This is a genomic window from Paenibacillus sp. JT31N11 (assembly GCF_056269285.1).
The window spans coordinates 229,597-254,362 of sequence record NZ_JBWDNQ010000009.1; the positions used below are offsets into that span (position 1 = coordinate 229,597).

Genomic DNA, 24,766 nt, shown 5'->3' on the forward strand with positions numbered 1-24,766 from the left:
CCCTTTCGTTTAGAGAATGACAACCTGCGTCAGATTTTTGGGATAATCCGGATTGAGTCCGAGTTTTATGGCTGTAAATGTTCCGTAGTATTGAAGAAAGGGCAGATACAGGATGATGCGGGACTCGTCGGATACATCCGGCAAACCGATCTCCAGCACTTGATCCGCGAATGCCGTATCTGCCCCTGCAGATGCGGTCACAAGGATGATATAGGCACCGTAATCCTTCATTTCAGCGGCAACCTTCAATTCCTGTTCCCGTGCCCGCTCGGACAGCAGCAGGATTACGCAGGTTCCTTTATCCACGATCGCCTTCGGTCCGTGCCGGAACTCCAGCGTCCCAAAGCTTTCCGTCCATACGTTTGCCATCTCTTTCAGCTTAAGGCAGCCCTCCTGGGCAATTCCTGACAAGGCTCCCATGCCGAGTATTAACGTTTTATTGAATGTTTGTGATTGAATGATATCTGACGCCAGCCGCTTCGCCTTGTCGACGACACCACTGACCTCACTGATTGTCCGTTCCAATTCTTCTCTATAAAGCGGTTGTCCCGAAGCGGCGGCGATTGCGGATTGCATTGCCATTACCATACTGCTTAATGATTTGGTCATGACCGTACTCTGCTCCTTGCCTTTATCGGAGACAAGGCAGGATGTCATCCGTGCCATACCGCTGTCCTGATAACAGGTCACACCCGCCGTAACCCAGCCGGCTATCGACTGTGCCTCTTGCAAAGCCTGCAATACCTCTGTCGATTCACCTGAACGGGAAACGCCGAATACAATAGCAGATTTTCCTTCCACCGCCGATTGATCCCTTAATAGCAGCAATTCCGAGGACGGGAGGCTGCTCGCAGGCCGCTTGAGCCATGCCCGGTAGACAGCCGCCATCGCCTGGGCCTGATAATACGAGGAACCAGACCCGATGAAAATGGCCTGTTCCACATCTGCTTGAAGATAACGCACCACCCAGTCGCGGGATTGAAGAGCAGCGTGGTATGCCGTTTCGACGGCATCCGACTGCTCGCCGATTTCCTTGTACGTCAAGGTATCCCCTGCCCGCAGCAACGATTCCGTCTCCTGCTGGTCTTGCGTTACTTTCTTCGATTCCATGACTTCACCTCCAAGTGATATCTGATGACAGCAATTTCAAACGATCATCAAAGTCAATATATCACCTATTTATGAATGTGTAAATCGTTTTTTACGTATTTTTTTATCGTATTAATCGTTTTTTGTTCATATTTTAGATCTTAACGGACAAAAAAAGTTCGTCGCGAAAAAATAAATTTTATAAAACGCTTGCCATTGTGGTAGGATGTATAGTGATGTGTGTTTTGTGTATTTTTCAGATGGGGGTATCATATGGGCAAAATAGATGCAAGACGCAGCTGGATAATGGAACAGTTAAAGGATAAGGGCTCGATCCAGGTCGGCGAAGTCGTGAAGCATTTTTCCGTTTCCGAAGTGACAGTGCGCCGCGACCTCGAGGTGCTGGAAAATGAAAAAAAATGTATCCGCACACTTGGTGGAGCTGTGTTGGAAATTATGAAAATGGAAACTCCATTCTTCAAAAAATTGGAGATCAACACGGAAGAAAAAAAACAAATCGCCGAAAAAGCGCTGAGTCTTATTCGGGATCATGATATCATCGGCTTGACTGGCGGCACGACGAATTACTTCATCGCAAAGCGTCTGGGCCAATTTGAAGGCCTGACCATCGTAACGAACGCGATTAATATCGCCTACGAGCTGATCGGAATGCAGGGGCTGCGGCTGATAGTGACAGGTGGAACAATTAATACCCAAAGCTACGAGTTATCGGGACCGTTAGCCGATGGCACGCTGAACCGGCTCATTATTCAAAAAACGTTCGTGGGTGTCGATGGCGTGTCTCTTACAAGAGGGATTACCACATTCAACGAAATGGAGGCGGAAACGAACCGGGTCATGATGCAAAAATCACTGCAAAACTATATCGTGGCGGACCACACGAAATTTAATAACAACTCGATCTTTGTCATCAACGACTTTACCAATGTCAACGGAATAATAACGGACGACGGGGTAGCGCCCGAAATCGCCCGCCACTATCGGGAAGCGGGCATTCACTTTATTTAATCACCTTAACGATTGGGTGTCCCTGTCTTACCTGAAATATCGTCCGATTAACCAGAAGCACCGTTAAACTTGCATATTCATGCCTGTTTGATGGTGCCATTTTTTTCAAGATATGGTTATTCCTGCCCTGAATTCAGAAACATTATCAAAGACCGGCAGCAATCAAGTGCGTTATAATTACAATTAAAGAGGAGGTGTGAGCCATCATACTCCGGCTTGCCTCAACGGTTGACGATTCCCGTATGCCGCTCGCTATTGTGGATTGCGGAACACAGAAAATAATGCAGACCGAGTCATTCTGCTGGCCATTTCATCAAATCGTGTGCTGCTCCCAGGGAGAAGGCATCGTAAACATTAACAAGCTCCCCTGCCGGCTTATTTCTGGCACCGTCTTTTATATGAAGCCGAATGTGGAACACGAATACGTTGCTTCCGAACAGGGATATCATGTTTCCTGGATATCCTTCAACGGTTTCCTGATGGACAGCCTCCCTGCGCTGTACGGGCTTCCGCTTCACAACACCAATACCGCTATTCAGGACAGGAATTACCCGGATATCCATCTGCGGGTGATGTCCATTCTGGAATATATCGATTCCCCGTTTATATTAGAACGGTCTTCCGTTGCCCTGTATGGAATCGTAGTGGAGTTCTTCCTGCAGTTCAAGCACAAGCAGCTTCTCAATGACTGCAGTCGGAACCGGTTGATTGACAAGGCAACAGCAGCGTTCAAAGCTGCCGTATACGACAACGTGGAAATCGCTGCATTCGCCAAAGAACTGGGTGTGTCCAGGCAGCATCTAAGCCGCTTGTTCCGTCGGAGATTCCAGATGACCGCAAAAGAATACTATATGCGGCTTAAGGTGCTTCAGAGCAAAATGGATATTCTTCAATATCCGAATGAGAGCATTAAGGATATTGCCCTGCGGCTGGGCTTTGTCAATGCAAGTCACTTTACCAAGGTATTTCACAGTCTGGTCGGCGCTTCGCCGACTGTTTTTCGGCAGACTTACCTTAACCGGAGGCTTCTCGACAATACGGACCCTTACAAAGTGGATGTAATTGGTGATAAGGAGGTCTGAGGGGCCCCACGGGACCTCAGCGCTTTATCCTGATTCGCATACGTTTTCTCCTCAGCTTATAGAACGAAGGGACGGCAAATAGCCGCCCCTTCTCTATCAGACACTGTCGCCTTGTCCAAAAAACTGCGGCAAATACGCGCGATGCGCCTCCAGCAGTTCTTCTCCCAATTGATCCGCCATTCTCTCATCCTCCACCGATCCGTCAAGCAGCAAGGCCTGCTTGAAAGCATTAGAGCTGCCCGTCAGTGCCGCCTCTACCGTCTTGTCAACTACGGCGATTCGCTTCTGCAGCAAGTCTGCCAGAAGAGCGGGGAAATCCGGCAGAGTTACCGGTAAAAAACCCCGTCCAGCTGCCAGGGCCGGGAGTTCCAGCACGGCGTGATCAGGCAGACCCGGTACCGTGCCGCAATTGGGCAAATTTACGGAAAACAGCTTGCGCTGATCCAGGTAAAGGGAACGCAAAATGTCCAGCAGCTGCTCATGCTCGCCTTCAGATCGGTCGAACAGCTTATTGTCTATCGGCGCTTGGCCTTGTGCCTGTTCCGTCATCTCCCGATAGACTTCGTCCCCCTGGGCGATAACGCCTTCAAAAGAAATAGCGTCTACGCCCAGTGTCCCGCCGTAATAGGAGCCCCTGGGAAAGGCAGCCGGAAAAAACTCCGCAATATGGCGGTCCAGAACAGCAGGAACGGCTCCATACTTTAAATACAGAGACCATGTAAAAGGATTGTCGGCGATTTCAGGCACATGATGCTCCTTTCCACCCCTCTCCTTTAATGCGTTGCCGCCCAACTGGCTTTGAGCCATTTTGTTGAGGCCTTCTTTGCTTTTGGCAGTCAATTCGGGATGCAAATCTTCCCCACCTGCCCTCAGGTCATATAGAAACGTCAAGTGATTCAGTCCCGCTCCAAGCGAACGGATTTTCCCGGGCTCGCGCCCAAGCACACGTCCGATGTGATGCTCCACATGAAGCACACCATGGCATAAACCGATTACGGGAATGTCCAGTTCGCTGCGGATCGCCTGACAAACCGGAGTCATCGGGTTGGAATAATTGAAGAAATAAGCATCCGGGCACAATCTCTTGATATCCTCGGCAATTTGTATCATTGCGGGAATCATCCGCAGGGCACGGGAAATGCCGCCGGGCATCGTCGTATCTCCGACCGGCTGATAAATTCCATATTTGCGGGGAATAAAGACATCCTTCTCCCATGCCCTTCGGCCGCCAACGGCAATTGTCGTTACAACAACATCGGCTCCCTTAAGCACATCCCGCCGGTCACTTGCGGAATGAACGGGAATATCAGCCCCTTTGGCCGCAATCATCCGGGATACGAGGCCCGTTATAGCTTTTAGCGCAGCCGGATCCATATCAACCAAAGCGACCTCCCATGTGCCCAATCCCTCCGTCATAATAAGATCGGCCACAAGGCCCTGGGTGAAGACGGCACTGCCTGCGCCGATCAGCACCATTTTTTTTCTGTTCATCTGCTCGCTCCTGTCTTATTCGCTTTATCGCATCATCGTCATTTCATCCCCGTGAGTGTTATGCCTTTAATAAACTGCTTCTGGAAACACAGAAACAGAATGATGATAGGTGCCATAATAATCAGTGCCATAAACATCGTTCCGGCATAATCGGTGGCGTTCATGTTGCCGAAATATTGCAGTCCGAGTGAAAGTGTCATTTTCTTCTGTTCATTTAATATGATCAGCGGCCATAAATAATCGTTCCAGTACTGAATGAACAGAAATACGGACAGAGCGGACAGAATAGGTAATATCTGCGGAATAATAATGCGGAAGAAGGTCCGGTATTCGCCCGATCCGTCGATTCTAGCCGCTTCCATCACTTCCGTGGGAACGACCTCGATGAACTGTCTGCTTAGAAATATACCGAATGGACTGACAATCGCCGGCAAAATCAACGCCCAAATGCTGTTGAGCAAATTGAGCTCCTTCATTAAAAGAAAGACGGGAATCATCGTGACCTGAAAAGGAACCATCATCCCCGATAAGAACAACAAGAAGATGGCCGTTTTCGCCTTAAATTGAAATTTCGCGAACAAATAACCGGCAATCGCGCTGGTGCTGACGGCAAGAGCAGTAATCGAGACTGTAACGATCAGGCTGTTCCTGAACCAGTACAAGACCATGCTGCCCTTTTCAAGCACGCTTCGGAAACCATCCAAACTCCATTGATGCGGTATAATCGAAAACCCGGATATAATTTCGGTATTGCTCTTGAAGGCCAGCGACAGCATCCAGACGAATGGCAGCAGCATGATAACGGACAATACCCCCATTACACAAACGGTCAGCGTCCCCAGTGCATTGAATCTTGTATTTTTCCGGTTCATCGTATCACCCTCAATATTCCCAGCGGCTTTTGCCGACTTTTAGTTGGATAATGGTCACGACGAGCATAATCGCAAACAATACGACAGCCATCGCGGAAGCGCTGGACATGTCATAATATTTAAAAGCCGTATCATAAATTTCCAGGGAAATCAGCCTTGTCTTATTCTCCGGTCCGCCTCCGGTCATGATTTGAAATCGCGTAAACTCCTGAAAATAGGAAAACAGCGTCATGATGGTGACGAATAAGGTCGTTCTGCTGAGCAGAGGTAGAGTAATCGTAAAAAAAATACGAATGTTCCCGGCACCTTCCAGTTTCGCCGACTCGTAGAACATATCCGGAATGGTATTCAGCCCCGCTATGAACAGAATCGTGTTGTAGCCGATGTCCGACCACAATGTCATAATAATCACGGATATCAGTGCTGTTCCCGCACCTGTCAGCCAATACTGTTCATGCCCGCCAAGCAAAGCGGCGATTTTGTTAAACAAGCCATTGGGGTAACTGTACATCATCGACCACACGAGCGCCGAACCTACGATTGGAGAAATGACCGGAATAAAAAACACCGAGCGGAACAGTCCCTGGAGACTCCCATTCTTCAGGCTGTTGATTGCCAGCGAAATAAGCAGCGTTATAACAATATTGGCAGGTACGGCAATGGCTACAAACATAAACGTGGTCCCGATCGATTTTAAGAAAAGCGAATCGTGGAATATGCTTCGGAAATTTTCAAGTCCGATAAAATCTGCGGTACCTGCCAGTGGATCGTATTCGCTTAAAGATAAATAAAACCCGTATAGGATAGGAAAAAATGAAAAGACGAGAAACAAGATCAGTATTGGCGTAAGTGTGGTCCACACGAAACGGTTCATTTTTCGTTTCTGCAGACTCGGCCTCTTTTGAAGCTTTACGCCGGGCATCGCATCCGCTCTCAATGGATTCAACTGCTTCCCCCCTGGCAGGTTCATGAAGGAATACGACCGACGAAATGGACATATCCCCTCATCGCCTGTTTATTTTCTTTCCTTGACAATATTCTTGTTGACATCGGTTTCCGCTTTTTTCAGTGTGGTTTCCACCGAATCGCCTTTGACGACGGCTACCAATGCGTCGACCAATACCTTTTTGAGATAATCAGTATTTTCGACAGGGCCGATCCATTGCCCAAACTGCATGGCATTCAGGGAAGGCTTGACGAGGGGATTGTTTTGGATGAACTGGTCGGTCAGCTGGTCTTTCGATGGGGGAAGTGTGCCGGTTTGCGTATTCCAATAATTATTGTTCTCGTTGGTTGTAAGGAATTGAACGAATTTCGAGGCTGCTTCGATATTTTTGCTTTTGGCGGAAATCACTTCCCCCCAGCCGGATTCAGCTGCAAAATACGGGGGTTGATCCGTAAATGAAGGCATCGGTACATAATCGAACTTCACAGTATCGCCGTAGGTGGCGATCCCGGATGGTATGACCCATGGACCGTCAAAATCCATAGCTGTCTGACCTTTAAAAAAATAATCGAAGATCGATAGCTTGCCGCCGAGCAGCTTCGTATCGGTAACCTTGTCTTCCGTGATCAGATTGCGCATTTCGGTAAATGCATGGACTGCTTCCGGGGTGGAAAAATTGATCATATCGTCATCTGTCCAATACGTTGCCCCCTGCTGGAGGATCATGGACAGGAACAGAAATGTGATGGAATCGCTCGATACAAAGTCGAAGCCCCGTACCTTGATCTCATTGTTGGCATCATATTCTGTCATTTTCCTGGCGGCATCGACCAGCTCGCTCCAGGTTGCAGGCACCTGAACTCCCGCCTTCTGCATATACTCTGTATTCACCAGGATGCCGCCGTTTCCGAGGTTAAACTCCTGCGGCACGCCATACAGTTTTCCGTCTACCGTATAGGCTCCGGTTGCCGCCGGATAATAGTTAGCCAACAGATCGCCGCCATTCGGGACTTCAGCCAGTAATCCCGCCTTCGCAAGCGGAGTAACCCATGTGCCGAATACCTGAGCGACATCCGGTGCGGCGTTGCCGATATAGGATGTACGGATTTTTTGAACGTAATCGTCATAGGGGAATACCTCCACTTTGATCGAGATATCGGGATTGGCTTTCTCGAAATCCGCAACAAGCTTCTTGTTCGCGGGTACAAAGGCATCGTTTTGATGCATCCAATAGGTGAGCTGCACGGTTTTTGCCGCAGCTCCCTCTTCGCTCCCTCCCCCGTTAGCCGTCGGGCTATCATTTGTGCCGGAGCCCGCGCATCCCCACACGCACATACAAACCAGCAATACCGTCAAACATCCGCCGATGATACGCTTCATTCTCACAGACCTCCATTTTATAAAAGATGTGAAATAACGCTTACACTTTCAGGAGCATTGCTCGTCATCCTGTCCGCTGCGACTGTCGGTAAACGCTCTAATTGTACATCGGCTTATGGGTCCGCTCGCCAACCCGTACTGGGACGATCAAAGCGGAAAAGAAATATTAGATGCTCCGCGCCTCATCGGATACCTGGGCAGACCAATCTCGTTAACCTTTCGGCGAAAAAGTATCCTTACCGCCTCTTGCCGTGACGATGACGAATGATGCACCTCCCCCCATTTTCGATTCGCCAGTCATAATCCAACTCCGCACTAAATTAAAGCTCCAGCTAGTGAATGTGTTTATACGACTAATAATACTCAGTATAATGTTCAAGTCAATTACTTTTTTAATAATTTATGAACATTTCGATAGTTTTTACGAACTATAATGAACTTTTTGTTATAAAATCAGTTCGGTCAGAAGTTCCTTTTGGAACAGCAGGCGACAAACAGCTTATTTCCGGATAAGAACCCGCTTGTTAAAATGAAGCTGAAGATTCGTTTCTATAAGGAGGTTGTACAATGTATGTCTATGCGGGAATAAGCGAAGCGCAAAAAATCGGTAAGTATGGTGTGGATGAAAGCGCCCGCCTGATGAAGAGACTGGCCTATATTTATCGACGCTTGATGATGGTCGGGGCTGCGCATATGCCTGCCCGGATGAATTGGCATTTTAAGGCAGGCCTTGCCCGGCACCTGTTCGAGGACTCGCATGCAGCCGGGTTATTTATGAAGCGGGCTTCAGAACTGCGAAGTCCCAGTGTTCAGCAGCTGAAGGATCCTGATCCGTGGCTGGCCTTGTTCTTCGACGAGCTGTTAATGGCACGCTCCGATTACGAACTGTGGACAGGCATTTACGGCGTCGTAAGGCCAGAGCTCAGCAGATTGCTGCGGCAGTATGCGCAGGATACCCAACCGCTGGTTGATTATCCTACCCTTCGCGCAATTAAACAGGCGCTTTCTGATCTGGACGAGCAGACAGCATGGGGAGAAGCCATTCGTCCGGCGCTTCTGGAGGATGCCGCCTTTTTCTCCGCGCATCGGGAGACCTATTCCATAATAACGGACGATGAGAGTACGGCTGCGGAGTTCTGCGATGAGCTGCGCAAGCTGCTGGCGCAAGTCGGTGGTTTTGAAGGCCGGGCATTGAAGCAAGCCGAGAACGTGCCGGACAGGAAACGTTCGCAGCAGAAGTACAACATGCCCTTGCGGGCTGTCAGAGATCCACGAATGGGCGGGGATACGCTTGGCAGAACAGGCGTGGCGAACCCGCCGACGGAGCCGGAGCTGGCGAGGATCATTGCAAATGTACGCACGCGGCAGGAGGAGCTGGGGGCGGCTGAGCTTTGCGCAGCGACGATGGTGCTGCAAAACAACATGCCATGGTCATTCTATGAGGATCTGGCGCGTCATTGCTGGGATGAAACCAGACACACGTTATTCGGTCAGGCTGTGCTTGACCTGGGAGGATACGACTGGTATTCGATGCCGCAGTTCAAAGGCGACTATGACCCGCATATGATGAAGCCGGTAGCCAATTCTTATATTTGGCTGTCGATCGGCATTGAAGGCAGTGCCATGAGAAAAGACGGGATGCCGAAGGAAGCGAGAATGCTGAGAGCGGCAGCGGAGAAAACAGACAACGAAGTCGTGAAGCTTTTTGCGCAATGTGTGGATTTCGACTGGGCCGACGAAGTGACGCATCATCAGTTCGGAAGAAAATGGGCCGAGGAGCTAATGGACGACTATCGCACCTCGGAGCGGATCGCCAACCGTGAAATGGAGCTCAATTTTGCCAGAATGGCCCGCGACACATGCTCGTTCTGGGAAGATAAACCTGACAGTTTCAACAAGCAAATGTTTCTGAACGATTGGAAAGATCGGCTGCGGCCGGAGCTTTTGAAAGAGTTGGACGAGAGAACCCTCCTTCCATAAATCTCCTGTAAAACGAAAAATTTGGCGTTTGAACAAAAACGGACGCCCCGGTAAAATTGGGTTTGCGCACGAGGTCGCAGTCGAAATTTCCGATGCTTACGATAAGAGGATTGGCTTGCCTATACGTACTGACCCGTCAACGCAAAAAGGCTGCCGATCTCCGGCAACCTTTTTTTTACTAACCCCACTCTGCTGCGGATTCTATTCCTGCGCGGGAGAGCTGGACTGATCCGCAGCAGCGTTATTCAGCCTGCAGATCTCCACCCCTGCCAGCATCATAATGCCGATGCCATGGTTGTCGTTCACGACCGTACGCAAGTCGTGCATGTAATAGTCCGGGGAGAACGAATACCGCGACCCGCTGCATACCCCGTGCACGTTGCCCTGCCGGTCGATCACCCCGCCGGTCAGGCCATTCCAGGCTTTATGGGCGGCAGCCGCATAGACCTCTTTCTCTTCCAGCCAGCCGAAACGCACGCCCCTGGCGAACGCATACGCGAACATCGCGGTACAGGAGGCTTCCTCATAGGCTTCAGGCAAATTAAGCACCTGATGCCATAAGCCCGAATCCGCCTGAAGCGCCGAAATGCCAGCGCACAGCTCGCGGAACATCAGAAGCAGCGCTCCCCGGTCCTGGTGATCGTCGGGAAGCTTCTCCAACAGCTCAGACAGGGAGAACAGGCACCAGCCGTTGCCGCGGCCCCAAGGCACGCGCGTCGCCTTGGCGTATTTAAAGTCGAACACATGCGACATGACGCCTTCCGGCTCCATGAACAGGTAGCTCTTATACAGCAGGAACTGTCTGGCCGCTTCATCCAGCGCTTCGCGCTTGCCGGTTGTTATTGCATAACGCGTCAGGAACGGGGCGCTCATGAACAAGTCGTCCGCCCACATCGTATCGGCCGCGTATTCGCCCGGGCACTGCCGGTAAAACGCTCCATCCGGCCGGCGTTCCAGCTTCCGGAGCATGAAATCGGCGATTACGTCGGCAATGCGGCGGAAGCTGTCCTCTCCCGTCTGCAGATAAGCCTCAAGCATCGCCGACCCGAACGAGCCGCAGTTGTCCAGCATTCGGATTAAGACGAGCTGGTGGTTCACGGAAGGAAAACCGTATTCGTCCCTATCCCATATCGAATAGGCATACATTTCCGTACAGCTGCGGATATGACCGAGTGCGTAATCAGACAAATCCTTCCGGTCAAGCTCGCGGGCGGTCCGCAGCAGCCCATACATCGTTACGCCGAGCGGATAGTCCCAGCGCCCGTAATTGGTGGCGCTGCCCGTCGTCCATTTGTTGCTCAGCATGGCGTTCTCATAATAAGGCCTCACCCTTGTTTGCGGAGCATCGACCAGCCAGTACGAATGACCGGCAGCGCGGCCTTCGGGGTCGACAGCTGGATGAAGCCCGGACATCGTGCAAAGCGCCGCCGGATCCGGCTCCACCGCAGGATCCAGCGGTCCGGCATACAGCCATGCGCCTTCGCCTCCGTGGACGACGGCCGGCAGCGCCAGCGGCAGCATTCTCCCGCCGGCATAAGCGCTGCATTCAAAACCCCAGCCGTCCGGGCCGCTTACGCTGCGCACGAGCAGCCGGTGCGCTCCGGACGCAGTGGACACCCGGACCCGGTAAGTGCCGCCCGACTCCAGCTCGACTACCCTCAAATCGTCCAGCCATATGACGGTCGGCCCCAGGGCATGGCCCTCCAGCATTAGCGACTCCTCCGCAGCCGGCACCTGCAACCGGCTCCAGCCGTAAGCCGCGGAAGGTTGAACGGGAAGTCCGAATAATCGCTCGAAGTTCGGCCGCTCCGCTTCCTCCGCTGTCCACCCCGTCCGCGGCTGCCAGCACAGGCCGGTTTCTTCTTCCGCCCGCTTGAAATCGGGAAAACCGTTCTCGCTCCCGAATAATCGGTTTTTCACAGCTTCCGTGAAAACCCAGCCCGCACTCCCGGTCCTGCCCGCAAAGGGAGCCAGCACCTGCATAATGCGCACCTTCGCCTCGTCTGACCCAAAGAGGCAGCCGAAGCCCGCAGCCGTCTTGCGCGCCTCCACCAGGAAGGCATTCCAGCCCTTGCGCAGCGCAAGCGGCACAATGACCCGCTCGCCCGGCTTCATCTCGTCTACCGCATTGGACCGGTACAGGCGCTCTTCATTGACGTACAGCAGCACAGGACCGAGCGGTTCGATGACACCGTCGAGCGATCGTTCATCGTCACTCCATACCAGCCCGTATGCGTATGCGTAGTCGCCGATAGCCGCTTCCGGCAGCTTGGCGGAAAAATCCATATCGTAAAGCCCGTCCTCCGTTTGCAGCATGCCTGATTTGGCAAAAGCGCGCAGCGCGAAGGGCACGGGAGGATTTGCGCCGGCGTAACGTCCTGCCAGCACCTCCAGGATGCGGCGCTCATCGTCGCCGAACCAGTACCGCGCGCTTTCGCGCGCCTCCATATAGGCTGTCATGTCCTCATTCCTCTCGTTTGTCGTCATGACTGTTACCGGGCGACAGCCGGATATCGAACGTCTTGTCATACGGCGTCAACAGATTAACGATCAGGGTCTGGCAATCCGTCGGATAACTTGTATTGGTAAGCACCTTGGCCCGGTGCTCGTGCGCCCCTCCGTCCACCTCGATCCAATCGTTTCCGGCGGTTAAACGGGCCGTACCTTTTTCCCAAAACAGGGTTCCTGTCGCTGCCGACGAAAGACTATCTCCGGATAACACGCCTTCCTTGCCGAACACGAAAGAGATTTGCGTCATTAAAATTTCCGGCTGCTCGCAGTGGATGCGAATGCGCCAGCCTTGTTCGGTTTCCGTTAGCTCAACCTCGACATGATGCTGCTGTTCGTGCGTAACTTCCCGCAAATGATGGGGCAGCAAATACCAGGGACTGACTGGCCAGCGCGAGGTTTCCGGCAAATGCTGTTCCGTAACGGGGCCGTAATATCCCTTCTTCTCAGTCGCCGATAACCGGTAGCCGCGCTCCAGATACTCCATCCGCGTCAGCTTGACGAAGCCCGGCTCAAAGGACGCTGCAATTTGCACGGCAAGCAGCCGCGCCGACCCATGCCGCAGCGCAAAAAACGAGTTCGTTTCGGTCATGACGGTCGCGCTTGTCGCTCCGCTCCGGTGTCTGGCGACGGGAGCGCCGAAGTCGGGATGCAGCCGGCTGTGATAGATTCGGCCGCCGTGTCCAGCCCCCTCCATCCTGCTGAGGTAAAGCTCTCGCGGAAAGCCGCCGTTTATGACGACCCGGTAGTTGTCCGGCATCTCTGCAGGCTGGACCGGACAATTGCGAAGCTCCGGGTAACGCAGTAAACCGATCAGTGCATTATTGGGCAGTCCCCCGGGATGCGTCAGCGCTTCGCCCGCAAGCCCGGCTATTGCGGCAAACAACGGATCGCCGTCGCGGTTCGCCATCAGCTTGGCGATTAGAAAATAGGTTCCCATGCTGTATTTGCTGCCAAAATCCTGACGGCCGGAATAATCCGTCACAACTTCGCCGTCGGGATGAATCATATGCGCCATCATTCGTAAATTCTTCCGCACCGGTTCCAGCAGATCCGGCAGGTTGAATAGCTCCGCCGCATAAAACAGGACGATATCGCTTACGGCGTTATAAATGCCGTTGCTCCGCTCCGTCCACTCCCCGTCTTCCGTGCAGTCGATTCCTTCCGCGAGCCACTGCTCCGCCCTCTCCTTCAGTCCGGGCTGCCCTGTCAGCTTATACATAAATCCCAGAGCAGCGGTAATGACCCAGCGGTGATTCGGAGTGTGGCAGCCTCCCGTAAGCAAGGCCGGGATGGTCCGCTCCAGAAAGGTCCGGATATCCGCCGCCGCTTGGCGCGCAGGCTCCCACGCATGGGCGGCAAGCAGCTCGTAGACTTGTGCCAGGCCGCTCACGACGAATGCGGTATCCGGAGGCGAGTGCATATTCGTCCATGGCGGCGAAATCGTTCCGTCCTCATGCTGGAAACTCAGCATGTACCGGGCACTAAGCTCCAGCCGCAACAACAGCCCGCGATCATGATAGAACCGGGATTCCTCATTAATGAGTGCGGATGCCCAAATAGCCATGACCATCGGCGTTCCGCCGTGACTCGGCCAAGCGATGCCGTTCATGGGATCGGTGACTCCTCCGTAAAACCGGCTTTCGCCGTCGAGCACTTGATGATCCATTCCGTCTTGTACCCAATGGTCATTGATGGAGACCAGCTTATCGTAAATGTTCATTAGTCCTCCCTATCTTTCCTCAGCCATCATTTTCCGCCCTTAGGCGATACTAGAATGCTACAATTTTTAAGAGTATCTGAAATTTCTCCGGACTGCAAGCGCCTCCTTGCTTAAGGCCTGCACGCATCCCCGTCTTTACCCCTTCACGGCGCCGAGCATCACGCCGCTTACGAAGTAACGCTGCAGCCACGGGTAAACCAGCAGAATCGGCACCGTGGCAAAAATGACGCTGGCCGCCTTCAGACTTTCCGGCACGACGGTCGCCATCTGAGCCCCTTCCATCTGCAGAAGGTCTGATATCATATTGTTCTGGATGAGCTGATAGAGCTTCAGCTGCAGTGGATAAAGCTCCGGGCTGTTGATATACATCAGCGTGTCAGTAAAGCCGTTCCAGCGGCCTACCGCATAGAACAGGCTGAGTGTCGTGATAACCGGGAGCGATAAAGGCAGCATAATACCGAGCAGCGTCCGAAAATGGCTGCTGCCGTCGATTTCAGCGGACTCCTCCAAGCTCTCCGGGATGTTATTGAAGAATGAAACCAGGATGATCAAATAAAAGGGATTGATCAAGCCCGGCAGCACGAGGGCCCAGATCGAATCGAGAAGGTGCAGGCTGCGGACCAGAATATATTCGGGAATGATGCCGCCGCTGAAGAACATCGTGACGACAATGACGAACATGACGGCTTTGCGGCCCCTCAGCTTCTTCTTCGACATCGGATAGCCGATTGCGATCGTCATGAGCATGCACAGCACGGTGGTCAAGCCAGTCAGGAGCACCGTAAATCCCAGCGAGCGGATCATCGATGCGTCTGAAAACACCTTGGCATAGGCTTCAACGTTAAACTCGACCGGAAGCAGATTCACCTTTCCTGATAGAATCGGCCCTGCCGAGCTCATCGAAATGGCTACTATATGAAGAAATGGAGCCAGACAGATCAAAGTGCTTACGAGTAACACGATAAAGTTGGCGGTGTCGAAAACGCGGTTGGCGGTTTGCTCTCTCATAACGTCCGCTCCTTTCAAATTATTGATAGCAGGATGGGTGCTGACTTGCAGTCAATCCTACATTATGCCCTCATCCGTGAGCTTCTTCGAGGTATAGTTAGCCGCAAGCACGAAGATAAGCCCGACGACCGCCTGGAATAAACCGATGACCGTTGCCAGCGTATACTGGCCGGATTGGAGCCCGATCCGGTACACAAACGTGCTGAGCACATCGGAATACTCGCGTACCGCCAAATTTCCGATGACATACGGACGCTCGAAGCCGATGGAAATCATATGGCCCAAATTAATGATGAGCAGCATGACGATCGTCGGCTTCAGGCCGGGGAGCGTAATATGCCAAATACGCTTCAGCCTGCCCGCGCCATCCATGCCGGCCGCCTCGAACAGCTCCTTATTGATGCCGGTCAGGGCCGCCAGGTAAATAATCGTCCCCCAGCCGGCGCTTTGCCACACGCCTACGAGCAAATAGGTAATGAGCCAGCTGCTCTTGTCCGTCAGGAACGGAACGGCTTCAAAGCCGATGGATGTAAGGACATTATTAATCATGCCGGATTGCGTGCCGAACACCTGATATACGATCCCGCCTATAATGACCCAAGAGATAAAATGCGGAATATAGAGAATGGTTTGGGAAAGCTTCTTGAACCACAGCGCGTTCATCTCGTAAAGCATGATGGCCAGAATAAGCGGCGCCGGAAACGATACGAGCAAATCGAGAAAATTGAGCATCAGCGTATTGCGCAGCGTCAAATAAAAATCGCGCATGCCGAATACTTCCCTGAACGCATCGAAGCCGATCCACTCGCTTCCCGCAATGCCCTGAAAGAAATTAAAGTCCTTAAACGCAATCTGGATTCCGTACATGGGTCCGTATTTGAAAATAATGAAATAAGTCAGAGGCAAAACAAGCAGTGCGTACAGCTGCCAATATCTGCGGAAATAGGCGTTCCAGCTCACGGCGGTCTCCTCCTTATGCAATCGGTTTTGGCAAAGGGATAAGGCCGTGCCTCGTCCCTTTGCCGTCACGAAGCCTGGTCTGCGGATTATTTTGCCTGCATCTCCTTATAAACAGCCGTCCTCTCGTCGAGAATCGCCTGACCGCCGCCGGCCATATAGTCCTTCAGCATCGTTTCGTAAACGCTGTCGAATTGCTCCGGCTTCGCCATCGTTGTCTTTACGATGACTTCGTTAAATTTATCGAGCAGAGTTGTGCCGTATTTCGTCTGCGCCTCAATCGGTCTGTCCATTAAAACGGGCGTCAGCACATCGGAATTCGCGATCTTCTGCGCCGCTTCTACCTGATCCTGGAATTTCTTCGGCATCTGCAGCGCCCGGGCTTTCAGGTTTTTCTCCATGCTTCCGAGCTGCTTGCCATTGGAAATGATCACCATGTCTCCTACATTGTACAATCGGTTGATCGCTTCCTCCGACGGATTCTCCACGGCAACCGGTATATCGTCGACCATGGTATAATTTTCGCCCTCCATGCCGTTTTGCAGCTTGAATAAATTGTCGCTCATCGCCATCCATTCCAAATATTTGATTGCCTCTGCCGATCGGTCGCTTGTTTTCGGGATCATGATGTAAAGACCGTTAGGGGCGTACATCGGCTTGGCGTGCTTGCCTTCCTCATTGGTGTACACGTCTACGGAAGCCAGCACTGCTCCCGGAACGTTTTTCTGGAGCGTATCGTAGGATCCATTCTCGTAAAACGGATTGATATCGTCCTCGCTGAAGAAGCCGATCTTCCCCGTGGACACGTCTTCATTTAATTTCTTCTTATCCTTGTCCAGACCGAAATCCTTGCTCATCAAGCCTTCGTTGTACAGCTTGTTCATGAATTGAAGCGCTTCCTTAAAGCCTGGCAGAAGAGTCGGGTAGTCATTGGAACCAAGCTGCTGCGTCAGAGTATACTTTTCTTCCTCCGACACCGGCTTAATGAACGACCAGATCAGCGGCTCGTATTGGGCGGAAGCGATCGTCATGCCCAAAGGAATAACCTGGCCGCCCGTCCCGCCCGGATCCTTCTCCTTGAAGGCTTTCAACGTTTCGTACAGCTCTTCCGTCGTTTGCGGAACCGGCATATTCAGCTTATCCAGCCAATCCTGCCGGACGAAGGAAGCATACTTGCCCACATTCGACCGCTTGGCCGGAACGGCAAACTGCGTGCCCTGGAACTGACCGTAGTCGAGAACCTCCTCGCCCAGAAACGCTTTCAAGTTCGGCGCGTGCTCGTCGAGCAGCGGCCCGACGTCGGTTAAGCCGTCTTGCTTCGCATAGCGGTTAAACGTATTGGGGTCGTAGGTAAAGACAATGTCCGGGACATTGCTGCCGCTGGCCATCAGAACATTCAGCTTCTCGACCTCTTCCGAACGCGGTACCGGCACGAATTCCATATCGATATTGTTCGGATCGCCGAAGTTTTCTTGAATGTAGTTCGTCATGTAGTTATCCGTAATCGTTGTACCTGCCGGCGAGTTGCCTCTGTCGAACACCTCAACCTTAAGCGTAACCCGCTCCTTGGAAGCATCGCCATCCGTTCCGCCCGAAGCTCCCGGTTCCGTGTTTGCCGTGCATGCCGTAACTAACAAGGAACAGATCAGGCCGAGCGCCACTACCGCTTTCTTCTTTCCCGGATTTCTCTTCTTGTTTCCAACCATGGTTCCAACCCCTTCTTCGAATGATAAAATAGAGTACCGCGCAGGCTGCCTGGCTGTTTAGGATAACGCTTTCAGTAAAGCTGCCGCAGCCCGAATCGGAATGAACACAGTATGGCATGACATTCGGCAAGGTAACAATAAACTAGTTTCCAAACGATAAACTTCCGCTTTTATTTCCATATTATGTTAAATATAACTGTTGTCGCGAAATAAACTATTTTCAAAAATCCCCGGTTTGGCGGGCTTTTCCAGGCTTCTGCTTCAGCTTTCTATAGTCTCCCGACGTCATACCGATGATTCGCTTGAACACGCGCCCGAATGTAATGGAATTCGCGTATCCCACCCGAAGGGCGATATTTTGCACCGACTCATCTGTTTCGGCGAGCAGCTCCTCTGCCCGCTCCATCCGGAGCCGAACGATAAAATCGATGAACTTCATATTGAATTCTTCTTTGAATAAATAACTGACGTATTTGCCTGAAACATGGAACCGGTCGCTCAGGTGCTGCAGAGACAAATTGGGGTTTTCGAAATTCTCCTCGATATACGCCTTCAGCTCGTTAATCATCGCGTGATGGTTTTTGGTTTCGGTATGAGCGACATAGGTGCGGAATATTTCCGTCAAACGCTCGGAGTATAACGCCCTTAAATCGTCGAGCGACACCGTTTCGTCCGCTGCCTTCTGCATGGCTTCGGCTTCCGGGCCCTTGAAATGACCGGACAATTCATCAGACATGTCCGACAACTCGCTCCCCAGCATATCCATCATCGTCTGCAAAATCATCCGGATATCCTCATCCTTCAAGTAATCCTTCTCCATATGCCCGAACAATCTCTCCAGATGCGCGCGCCATTCGCCGTTTAAAAGTCTGAACTCCTTTACAAGCCCGGAGCCGTACTGCAAGTAGATGAACCATTGCCGCCCCGCATCATCCGGCAGATCCTCGCTCATCACGACGGCTTGCTTGCCTAGAGACATTTTGTGCCGCATCACCTCGACAGCCGCTTTGTATGAAAGTCCAACCCGTTCCCATTCCCGCTCCGCATGACCGACGCCAAACATCAGCGATAGCCGCAAATGCTCGGCTACCCAAGTCCGACCCTTGTCTGCAAATATCCGGATTTTCTCCCTCGCGGGCGAATGTTCTCCACTTAAGCCGACAATCATGCCCATCCTGTTCTCCGCAATCCACTCCGCCCAGCCATACATTCCATCCGCTTGAGCCAGCTCCTGCAGGACGTTAGTTAACGCAAACTTCAGCGTATGCTGATCCCGTGCAGGAAAATTAGTGCGGAAATCGCGATATCGTCCGATCTCAACGACAACGAACGTCAATTGCAGGGGCTTCTCCCCCACGGGGAGCAGCTCCAGCTTTGCCAATCTGCCGGAAACGTCGTCAAGTCCGTCGCCTTGCAGCATATCGTGGAACAGCTGGCGACGGCTCACGAGCAGGTTCTCGCGCTGCTGCTTCTCGAAATCCGCCGTTTGCTGAATAAGGCTTTCCAGCGTGCGATCGATCATGGACAGTTCGTCCATCTTTAGCCCGAACGCATCCTCGCGCAGCTGAATCGATTCGACCCGGTTCATCATCACCCGAATCGGCTTGTAATTTTTTCGGGTGATATAAAGGATGTAGAGTATCGCAAAAATAATCGTCAACAGACCGATAACAACCCAAACATAAGAGATGACGGATACCCACATGAACAGCTGGCCGGCGACGATTCCGCTCTCGAACGTCCAGCCGGTCAGTTCCAAGGGGACGCGGTTCAGCACTTTGCCGCCTGCCGCCTCAACGCCGGTCCGATCTGCCGACCGTGTGGAGAACAGCATCGCCCCGGACGCGTCGCTGACATCCACAAACGAGATATCGCCGTTATTCATTGAGCGGATCATCTGTTCAACCGAATACATATCGACGTTGATGACAACGAGCCCATCGGTTCCGAAGGGAAGGGGTTCTCTTTTGTAAATGGTAATAACGCGTTTATCCTTCTCCGTGCTGAATTCATGGTAAAGCCGCACCGTAGACCATCCGTGATTGTCCGGGTGAGCGAGCGCCTGCTCAATGAACCGCCGGTCGGCAAATTTCTCCCACTCCACAAGGCCGCTGCGCGTCAGCACCTGCTTGTCCTCATGCCGGTATACATAAATCGAATCGAGCAGGCTGTCATTGTCGGTAAGCGTACGCATGCTATCGACGACATCGAAGAGCACCTGGCTGTTCTCTCCCGTCAATCCGACGTTCAGGAAATCGCGGTACCGGTCGTTTTTCTCCACCTCCTCGAGCACGTCCATCTCGATCCCCTTCAATGAACGGGTCAGACGATCCGCCATATAGTCGGTTGTAATCCTGTCGGCCTTGACCGTTTCCTTATGCGAAATGTCATTGACCACGATAAAGGACAAGAAAATCAAAATCGTCACCGTAAACAAAAATATCGGAAAATACGAAAGCAGCATGCGGCGGTACCAGTTCCCCTTCATCCCCATCACTCCTCTTCCATCATCACGAATGCTTATTTCTTAAAGAAAGCGCTTATCTCGCCTATTCTAAGAGATGCTGGTCAAGGATTCAATGATCAAAAAGAAAATAAAGACAGCTCATCTGATAACAGGATAACAACAAATTCTTTTTTGTGGTTCTTCCTCACATTGGTTTCGGCCCCCTTAGCTTTATAAATCAATCCCCCATAATAAAAAAGAGAAAGCCCGGAAAATCATGGGCTTTCTCTGCAAGTTGAGAATCACTACTATTAAGAAGTGATATTGTCATCCAGCTTGTGTTCCAATTCTTACGGACTCTCCGGAATTGGCAGATTGATGGGCTGCAAGCGTCACCGCAAGCGTCTTGATGCCTTCCTCGTAAGGAGCCAGAATCAGGCTGCGGTCGCCGGTGATAATCGCTTCCAGGAATGCTTCATCCTGTGCCTTATAGAAGTTCATAGTGCTTTTTATTGTCATGGTTTTGCCGTTTTCCATAATCGTGAGCGCCGACCAGTCGATAGTCACGCGCCAGCCACGGCCAATGACTTCAAGGATAGAGCGTCCGTCAGGCTGGTCCACGAAAGACGTGTCGAGATGGCCAATCGCACCGGATTCCAGAACGAAATTGACGGAATACACGTCAGGTATGCTGATGTTTGCAACGTCATCCATTACGCGCAATGCCATATCGGCTGATACCCTAACGATGTCGCCCGCAATGTAGCGAATCAGGTCAAGGTTATGCGTCGTTTGCTCAACCAGCTGGCCGCCCGACTTCGTTATATCGCTCCACCAAGGCACAGGCACGAGACCGCCGAAACGGTGTGCGCGAACCATCGCGATTTTTTTGTCCTTCAAATATTCTCTTGCTTGGGCAACGGTGTCCAGGTAGCGCAGGCAATAGCCTGTGCCGACGATGATACCGGATTTCTCTAGAACATGCTGCTTTCTTCTCACGGTATCCAAGTCAAGGCCTACCGGCTTTTCAACAAACAGGTTGATCCCCTTTGCCGCAACCTTCTCTTCCATATCTCCATGCGCAAAAGGAGGAATGCAGAGAAAGATTGCGTCAAGCGGCTCTTTCTCAAGCATTTCGTCAAAATTCGTATATGCCTTTACGCCGTATTTCTCGGCCGCTTTGTCGGCATTGGCCTTCGCAATGTCGCAAATCGCAACAAGGTCCGCCTTCTCGCTGTTGTACAGATGCTGCAAATGATCTGCTCCGATACCGCCTACGCCTACTACTGCTACTTTAACCGCCATCTTGTAAACATCCTCTCCTATAAAATTCTAGGCTTCCGCCCATAACCGCTTTGCGTTTTCGATGCCGATTCTCGAACCTTTCCGACAATCCTCCATACCTTCGAACTCGATGGAGATATAACCGTCATAGCCTGAAGCTTTCACGAGCCTGATCACCTCAAACATGTCGATGTCGCCTTGACCAACGATCGCACCCCGGAGATAATTACCGCTCAATGTCTGGAACCAGCCCTCGCCGGGATTCTTATACGCCGGACGAAGATAAAAATCCTTGAGATGGACAATGGATGCGTAAGGAAGATTTTTCTTTACTGCGGCTGCGGGATCCTCGTCCACGCACATAAAGTTCCCGATATCCAGTGTTGTCTTATAATTGGGCCTGTCAACTGCATTTATCAAGCGTTGAACCCGGTCGCTGGACTGGATATAAAAACCGTGATTCTCAATGCTGGTCGTTATGCCATATTGCACCGCATGATCCGCGACGATTCGGACTGCATTCACCAATTGTTCAAAGTCTTCTGCGTATTGCCGCTCTGTGCTTTCCTCTTTCGGCCGGAACGCGACATCATGGCGCATTGTTTTTACGCCCAGCTGCTCAGCAATGTCAACATGCTTCTTGACTCGTTCGATTTCCTCCGCGTAATTGCCGCTGGCCGGACTGATGAAATTGGCGCCGATACAGTAGTTGGAAATATCGATGCCGGCATCCTTCGCCTTCTGAACGATGGCGGGGATAAGCTTAGGAGTGTCTGCCAGATCAGAACCGAACGTCGAAATCTCCACGTGCTCGCCGCCGTTGTCGGCGATCCACTGGATGGCATCGAGTACATCCATATCCCCAGCCTTGATTGCCTGGGACAGACTATACGTGCTTAAGCCGATTTTCACTCGCTATCACAGCCTTTGCTATTATTGTTATTTCACTTCGCCGCTAATAATGAATTCGATATGACGCGCCGTATCATAGATCAATTGGTCCGGCGTGGACTTGTAAGCATCCAATTCGGCGGTAAGGGTATCCGTATATCCGACTTCATTCAATGCCTTCCTGACTGCCGCCCAGTTGATGTCTCCTGCAAGAAGCGGAACGAATCCATTGTAGTTTCCTGCGCCTGTTTTGAATTCCTTCACATGCACCTTCTTAATCCGCTTGTTCAGAATACGAATCCACTGGTCCGGGAATCCCCAAATCATAACGTTGCCCACATCGAAATACACTGCCGCATATGGAGAGTTCAATTCGTCGACGTAACGCGCCATTTCCAGAGGCGAAAGGAGAAACTTGTTCCAAACATTCTCAATACCCATATGGATCTTAAGCTTTTCCGCAGTCGGCAGGACCTTCGTCAATTCCTCCTGGCTTCGTTTATAAACGATATCATAAGGCACTTCTTCCGTTACGCGGCCGGGAATGACCAGAATCGTATCGATTCCAAGAATGGCGGCAACTTCAAGCTGTTTGCCCACGGCTTTGCGGGCCATCTCTCTGATGGATTCATCGTTTGAGGAAAAAGGGTATTTGCCCAACAGGCCGGTGGACAGGCTTCGCAATTTCAAATTGTATTTTTCAGCCAGCTTGCCGACTTCCTCTACTTGGGAAGCGTTCATATCGATTGTCAAACCAACGCCACCCGGCTCGTACAGATTCAATTCGACAGCATCGTAACCCGCTTTCTGGCAGGTATCGAAAATGGTCTCCAGCGGCGTTCCTTCCGGAAAACACCATTGATTGATTCCCTTCAACATTATTCAAGTCTCCCTCCGATTCTATTATTCCAATTCTATCGATTCTTTTAGATTGGAGAGTCAGGTAACCCGGTTCCTCCCGCCTGCTTCATTACTTCAGGTTTTTGGACCAGTTTTCTGCACGCTTCTGGAGGCCGTCAAGAAACGCCTTGCTGTCAGGCGCATTGCCTTTTGCAGCTTCGGAAATGAAGCCGTTGACAGCCGAGTTTATGTCGGACTGGAAGAATGGATTCACTTCGTCCATAAGCTTGGAATGGGCGAGGTCTGCGATTTTCAGCGCTTCTTGAACATACTTGTCTTCAGGCAGGATGAAGTCCGGGCTCTTGAGGGTAGGCGTGTAAGAAAAGTATTGGTAGTTATGCTTTTGCGTCTCATATCCGGCAAGGAACTTCATAACTTCCCAGGAAGCTTCAACGTTCTTTGCATCTTTGGCCATGACGAATGGATCAACAGCCACCCAGCTCTCGCCGTTCGGCCCCATATTCATGGCGGGTACAAATCTGTCCAGATTAGCCTTGTCTTTGGTGGTTCTGAAATCAGACATCGTGGAGCCGGCATTGTTATCAAGTGCAATTGCGATGTTATTCTTGGACAATCCGAAGTTCTCGGCTCCTTGTGCGTTGACGAATCCCGGAGGCGCCAGCGGAGCTGCTTCCTTCAGCCAATCCATAACCTTGACCATCTCCGGGGAGTTCAACTGCCATTTGATATTCTTCATGTCTGAAAGGCTGCCCTCAGCGCCGCTGGCGTTGAAAGCAAGCGTCAAGGCTACCATTGTAGAACCGTTGATGGTGTTGCCGCTCCAATAGATACCGTAGTTGTCTTCTCCCGTCTTCGGGTTCTTGCCGGTCATTTTTTTCGCTGCTGTCAGAATTTCCTCCGGAGTGGCTTTGGCAGAAAGCGGTTCTACGCCCCAATCCTCGAACAGCTTTTTATCATAAATCGTCATACGGCGGCCTAATACTGCAGGAATACCGAATTGTTTTGTTCCGTCAAGCGACTTGGTGGAGTAGGAGTTGTTCCACACGCCATTCAGATAAATGCTGGGATCAAAGTCAGTGTCTACGTCGATCAGATCGTCAATATCGCGGAGCAAGCCTTCCTGGTACCATTGAGCGGCATAAGCGCCACCGGTGTACATGACATCAACATCTTTGGAGAGCAGCATGGCGGATTGTTTTGCTTTTGCGTTTTCCCAAGGGATTTGATAGATTTCGAGCTTGATATTCGGATATTTGGGTTTGAAATTCTTCTCCAGGAATTCGTTCAAGCCTACGGAGTTGTTTCCTGTCAGCGGGTCAATACCGTTCTCGAGTGTCCAGCCTGCCAGAGCAACACGAACGGTTCCTTCCGGTCCACCGTCGGTAGCCGGAGCGTTGTTGTTTCCCCCGGCGCAAGCAGCCAGAGACAGGGCCATGAAGATCGCAAGAGCAGCAAGCACGATTTTCTTCATTTGTTCAGAAACCCCTTCCGATTTTTGAATTTTGGCGAACTC

Annotated in this window: 18 protein-coding genes; 3 read left to right on the forward strand and 15 right to left on the reverse strand. The window is 51.6% G+C overall.

Annotation, left to right across the window (positions count from 1 at the left end; translation table 11 throughout):
* Positions 1 to 9: 9 nt before the first annotated feature.
* On the reverse strand, positions 10 to 1,110 hold the full coding sequence (locus AC0YNV_RS27145; protein WP_475770827.1) for an SIS domain-containing protein: 1,101 nt from the start codon (positions 1,108 to 1,110) through the stop codon (positions 10 to 12).
* Positions 1,111 to 1,362: 252 nt separating this feature from the next.
* Between AC0YNV_RS27145 and AC0YNV_RS27150 the strand changes: the two genes are divergently transcribed.
* Both AC0YNV_RS27150 and AC0YNV_RS27155 read left to right on the forward strand, forming a co-directional pair.
* Entirely contained in the window at positions 1,363 to 2,118 is a 756-nt protein-coding gene (locus AC0YNV_RS27150; RefSeq protein ID WP_475770828.1) for a DeoR/GlpR family DNA-binding transcription regulator, read from the forward strand.
* Positions 2,119 to 2,399: 281 nt separating this feature from the next.
* Positions 2,400 to 3,200 (forward strand): AraC family transcriptional regulator, encoded by an 801-nt coding sequence (locus tag AC0YNV_RS27155; protein ID WP_475770829.1) that lies wholly within the window; start codon positions 2,400 to 2,402, stop codon positions 3,198 to 3,200.
* A gap of 96 nt (positions 3,201 to 3,296) precedes the next feature.
* Here the strand turns inward: AC0YNV_RS27155 and AC0YNV_RS27160 are convergent, their stop codons facing one another.
* From AC0YNV_RS27160 to AC0YNV_RS27175, 4 genes are all read right to left on the reverse strand, one after another.
* On the reverse strand, positions 3,297 to 4,691 hold the full coding sequence (locus AC0YNV_RS27160) for a family 4 glycosyl hydrolase (RefSeq protein WP_475770830.1): 1,395 nt from the start codon (positions 4,689 to 4,691) through the stop codon (positions 3,297 to 3,299).
* Between the two features lie 38 nt (positions 4,692 to 4,729).
* Positions 4,730 to 5,563, reverse strand: a complete 834-nt coding sequence (locus AC0YNV_RS27165) for a carbohydrate ABC transporter permease (RefSeq protein WP_475770831.1) — start codon at positions 5,561 to 5,563, stop codon at positions 4,730 to 4,732.
* A gap of 10 nt (positions 5,564 to 5,573) precedes the next feature.
* Entirely contained in the window at positions 5,574 to 6,509 is a 936-nt protein-coding gene (locus AC0YNV_RS27170) for a carbohydrate ABC transporter permease (protein WP_475770832.1), read from the reverse strand.
* 69 nt (positions 6,510 to 6,578) lie between these two features.
* Complete coding sequence (locus AC0YNV_RS27175; RefSeq protein ID WP_475770833.1) at positions 6,579 to 7,889, reverse strand: ABC transporter substrate-binding protein; 1,311 nt, start codon at positions 7,887 to 7,889, stop codon at positions 6,579 to 6,581.
* Between the two features lie 567 nt (positions 7,890 to 8,456).
* Here AC0YNV_RS27175 and AC0YNV_RS27180 point away from each other — a divergent pair.
* A complete protein-coding gene (locus AC0YNV_RS27180) occupies positions 8,457 to 9,869 on the forward strand; it encodes a hypothetical protein (protein WP_475770834.1) in 1,413 nt (470 codons plus the stop codon).
* Positions 9,870 to 10,070: 201 nt separating this feature from the next.
* On the opposite strand, the gene AC0YNV_RS27185 is transcribed toward AC0YNV_RS27180, so the two are convergent.
* The 10 genes from AC0YNV_RS27185 to AC0YNV_RS27230 form a co-directional block, all read right to left on the reverse strand.
* Positions 10,071 to 12,329 (reverse strand): glycoside hydrolase family 88/105 protein, encoded by a 2,259-nt coding sequence (locus tag AC0YNV_RS27185; RefSeq protein WP_475770835.1) that lies wholly within the window; start codon positions 12,327 to 12,329, stop codon positions 10,071 to 10,073.
* A gap of 4 nt (positions 12,330 to 12,333) precedes the next feature.
* The gene (locus AC0YNV_RS27190; RefSeq protein WP_475770836.1) at positions 12,334 to 14,100 is read right to left on the reverse strand and encodes a hypothetical protein; all 1,767 of its coding nucleotides are present in this window, start codon (positions 14,098 to 14,100) and stop codon (positions 12,334 to 12,336) included.
* Between the two features lie 135 nt (positions 14,101 to 14,235).
* Positions 14,236 to 15,108, reverse strand: coding sequence for a carbohydrate ABC transporter permease (locus tag AC0YNV_RS27195; protein ID WP_475770837.1), 873 nt, complete (start codon positions 15,106 to 15,108; stop codon positions 14,236 to 14,238).
* A gap of 57 nt (positions 15,109 to 15,165) precedes the next feature.
* Positions 15,166 to 16,068 carry an ABC transporter permease gene (locus AC0YNV_RS27200; protein WP_475770838.1) on the reverse strand — a complete coding sequence of 301 codons (903 nt, stop codon included), beginning with the start codon at positions 16,066 to 16,068 and terminating at the stop codon, positions 15,166 to 15,168.
* An 86-nt stretch (positions 16,069 to 16,154) separates the two neighbouring features.
* Complete coding sequence (locus tag AC0YNV_RS27205; RefSeq protein ID WP_475770839.1) at positions 16,155 to 17,771, reverse strand: extracellular solute-binding protein; 1,617 nt, start codon at positions 17,769 to 17,771, stop codon at positions 16,155 to 16,157.
* Positions 17,772 to 17,991: 220 nt separating this feature from the next.
* Positions 17,992 to 20,259: a helix-turn-helix domain-containing protein gene (locus tag AC0YNV_RS27210; protein ID WP_475770840.1), complete on the reverse strand. Its 2,268-nt coding sequence runs from the start codon at positions 20,257 to 20,259 to the stop codon at positions 17,992 to 17,994.
* A 285-nt stretch (positions 20,260 to 20,544) separates the two neighbouring features.
* Positions 20,545 to 21,522, reverse strand: coding sequence for a Gfo/Idh/MocA family protein (locus tag AC0YNV_RS27215; RefSeq protein ID WP_475770841.1), 978 nt, complete (start codon positions 21,520 to 21,522; stop codon positions 20,545 to 20,547).
* A 27-nt stretch (positions 21,523 to 21,549) separates the two neighbouring features.
* Positions 21,550 to 22,413 carry a sugar phosphate isomerase/epimerase family protein gene (locus AC0YNV_RS27220; protein WP_475770842.1) on the reverse strand — a complete coding sequence of 288 codons (864 nt, stop codon included), beginning with the start codon at positions 22,411 to 22,413 and terminating at the stop codon, positions 21,550 to 21,552.
* Positions 22,414 to 22,440: 27 nt separating this feature from the next.
* Positions 22,441 to 23,271, reverse strand: a complete 831-nt coding sequence (locus AC0YNV_RS27225; protein ID WP_475770843.1) for a sugar phosphate isomerase/epimerase family protein — start codon at positions 23,269 to 23,271, stop codon at positions 22,441 to 22,443.
* A 91-nt stretch (positions 23,272 to 23,362) separates the two neighbouring features.
* A complete protein-coding gene (locus tag AC0YNV_RS27230) occupies positions 23,363 to 24,724 on the reverse strand; it encodes an ABC transporter substrate-binding protein (RefSeq protein WP_475770844.1) in 1,362 nt (453 codons plus the stop codon).
* Positions 24,725 to 24,766 lie beyond the last annotated feature (42 nt).

What these genes read in the sequence shown, in the direction of transcription:
- AC0YNV_RS27145 (WP_475770827.1), bottom strand. Translation starts at nt 1,110, where the DNA reads ATGGAATCGAAGAAAGTAACGCAAGACCAGCAGGAGACGGAATCGTTG.
- AC0YNV_RS27150 (WP_475770828.1), top strand. Translation starts at nt 1,363, where the DNA reads ATGGGCAAAATAGATGCAAGACGCAGCTGGATAATGGAACAGTTAAAG.
- AC0YNV_RS27155 (WP_475770829.1), top strand. Translation starts at nt 2,400, where the DNA reads ATGCAGACCGAGTCATTCTGCTGGCCATTTCATCAAATCGTGTGCTGC.
- AC0YNV_RS27160 (WP_475770830.1), bottom strand. Translation starts at nt 4,691, where the DNA reads ATGAACAGAAAAAAAATGGTGCTGATCGGCGCAGGCAGTGCCGTCTTC.
- AC0YNV_RS27165 (WP_475770831.1), bottom strand. Translation starts at nt 5,563, where the DNA reads ATGAACCGGAAAAATACAAGATTCAATGCACTGGGGACGCTGACCGTT.
- AC0YNV_RS27175 (WP_475770833.1), bottom strand. Translation starts at nt 7,889, where the DNA reads ATGAAGCGTATCATCGGCGGATGTTTGACGGTATTGCTGGTTTGTATG.
- AC0YNV_RS27180 (WP_475770834.1), top strand. Translation starts at nt 8,457, where the DNA reads ATGTATGTCTATGCGGGAATAAGCGAAGCGCAAAAAATCGGTAAGTAT.
- AC0YNV_RS27185 (WP_475770835.1), bottom strand. Translation starts at nt 12,329, where the DNA reads ATGACAGCCTATATGGAGGCGCGCGAAAGCGCGCGGTACTGGTTCGGC.
- AC0YNV_RS27190 (WP_475770836.1), bottom strand. Translation starts at nt 14,100, where the DNA reads ATGAACATTTACGATAAGCTGGTCTCCATCAATGACCATTGGGTACAA.
- AC0YNV_RS27195 (WP_475770837.1), bottom strand. Translation starts at nt 15,108, where the DNA reads ATGAGAGAGCAAACCGCCAACCGCGTTTTCGACACCGCCAACTTTATC.
- AC0YNV_RS27205 (WP_475770839.1), bottom strand. Translation starts at nt 17,771, where the DNA reads ATGGTTGGAAACAAGAAGAGAAATCCGGGAAAGAAGAAAGCGGTAGTG.
- AC0YNV_RS27210 (WP_475770840.1), bottom strand. Translation starts at nt 20,259, where the DNA reads ATGAAGGGGAACTGGTACCGCCGCATGCTGCTTTCGTATTTTCCGATA.
- AC0YNV_RS27215 (WP_475770841.1), bottom strand. Translation starts at nt 21,522, where the DNA reads ATGGCGGTTAAAGTAGCAGTAGTAGGCGTAGGCGGTATCGGAGCAGAT.
- AC0YNV_RS27225 (WP_475770843.1), bottom strand. Translation starts at nt 23,271, where the DNA reads ATGTTGAAGGGAATCAATCAATGGTGTTTTCCGGAAGGAACGCCGCTG.
- AC0YNV_RS27230 (WP_475770844.1), bottom strand. Translation starts at nt 24,724, where the DNA reads ATGAAGAAAATCGTGCTTGCTGCTCTTGCGATCTTCATGGCCCTGTCT.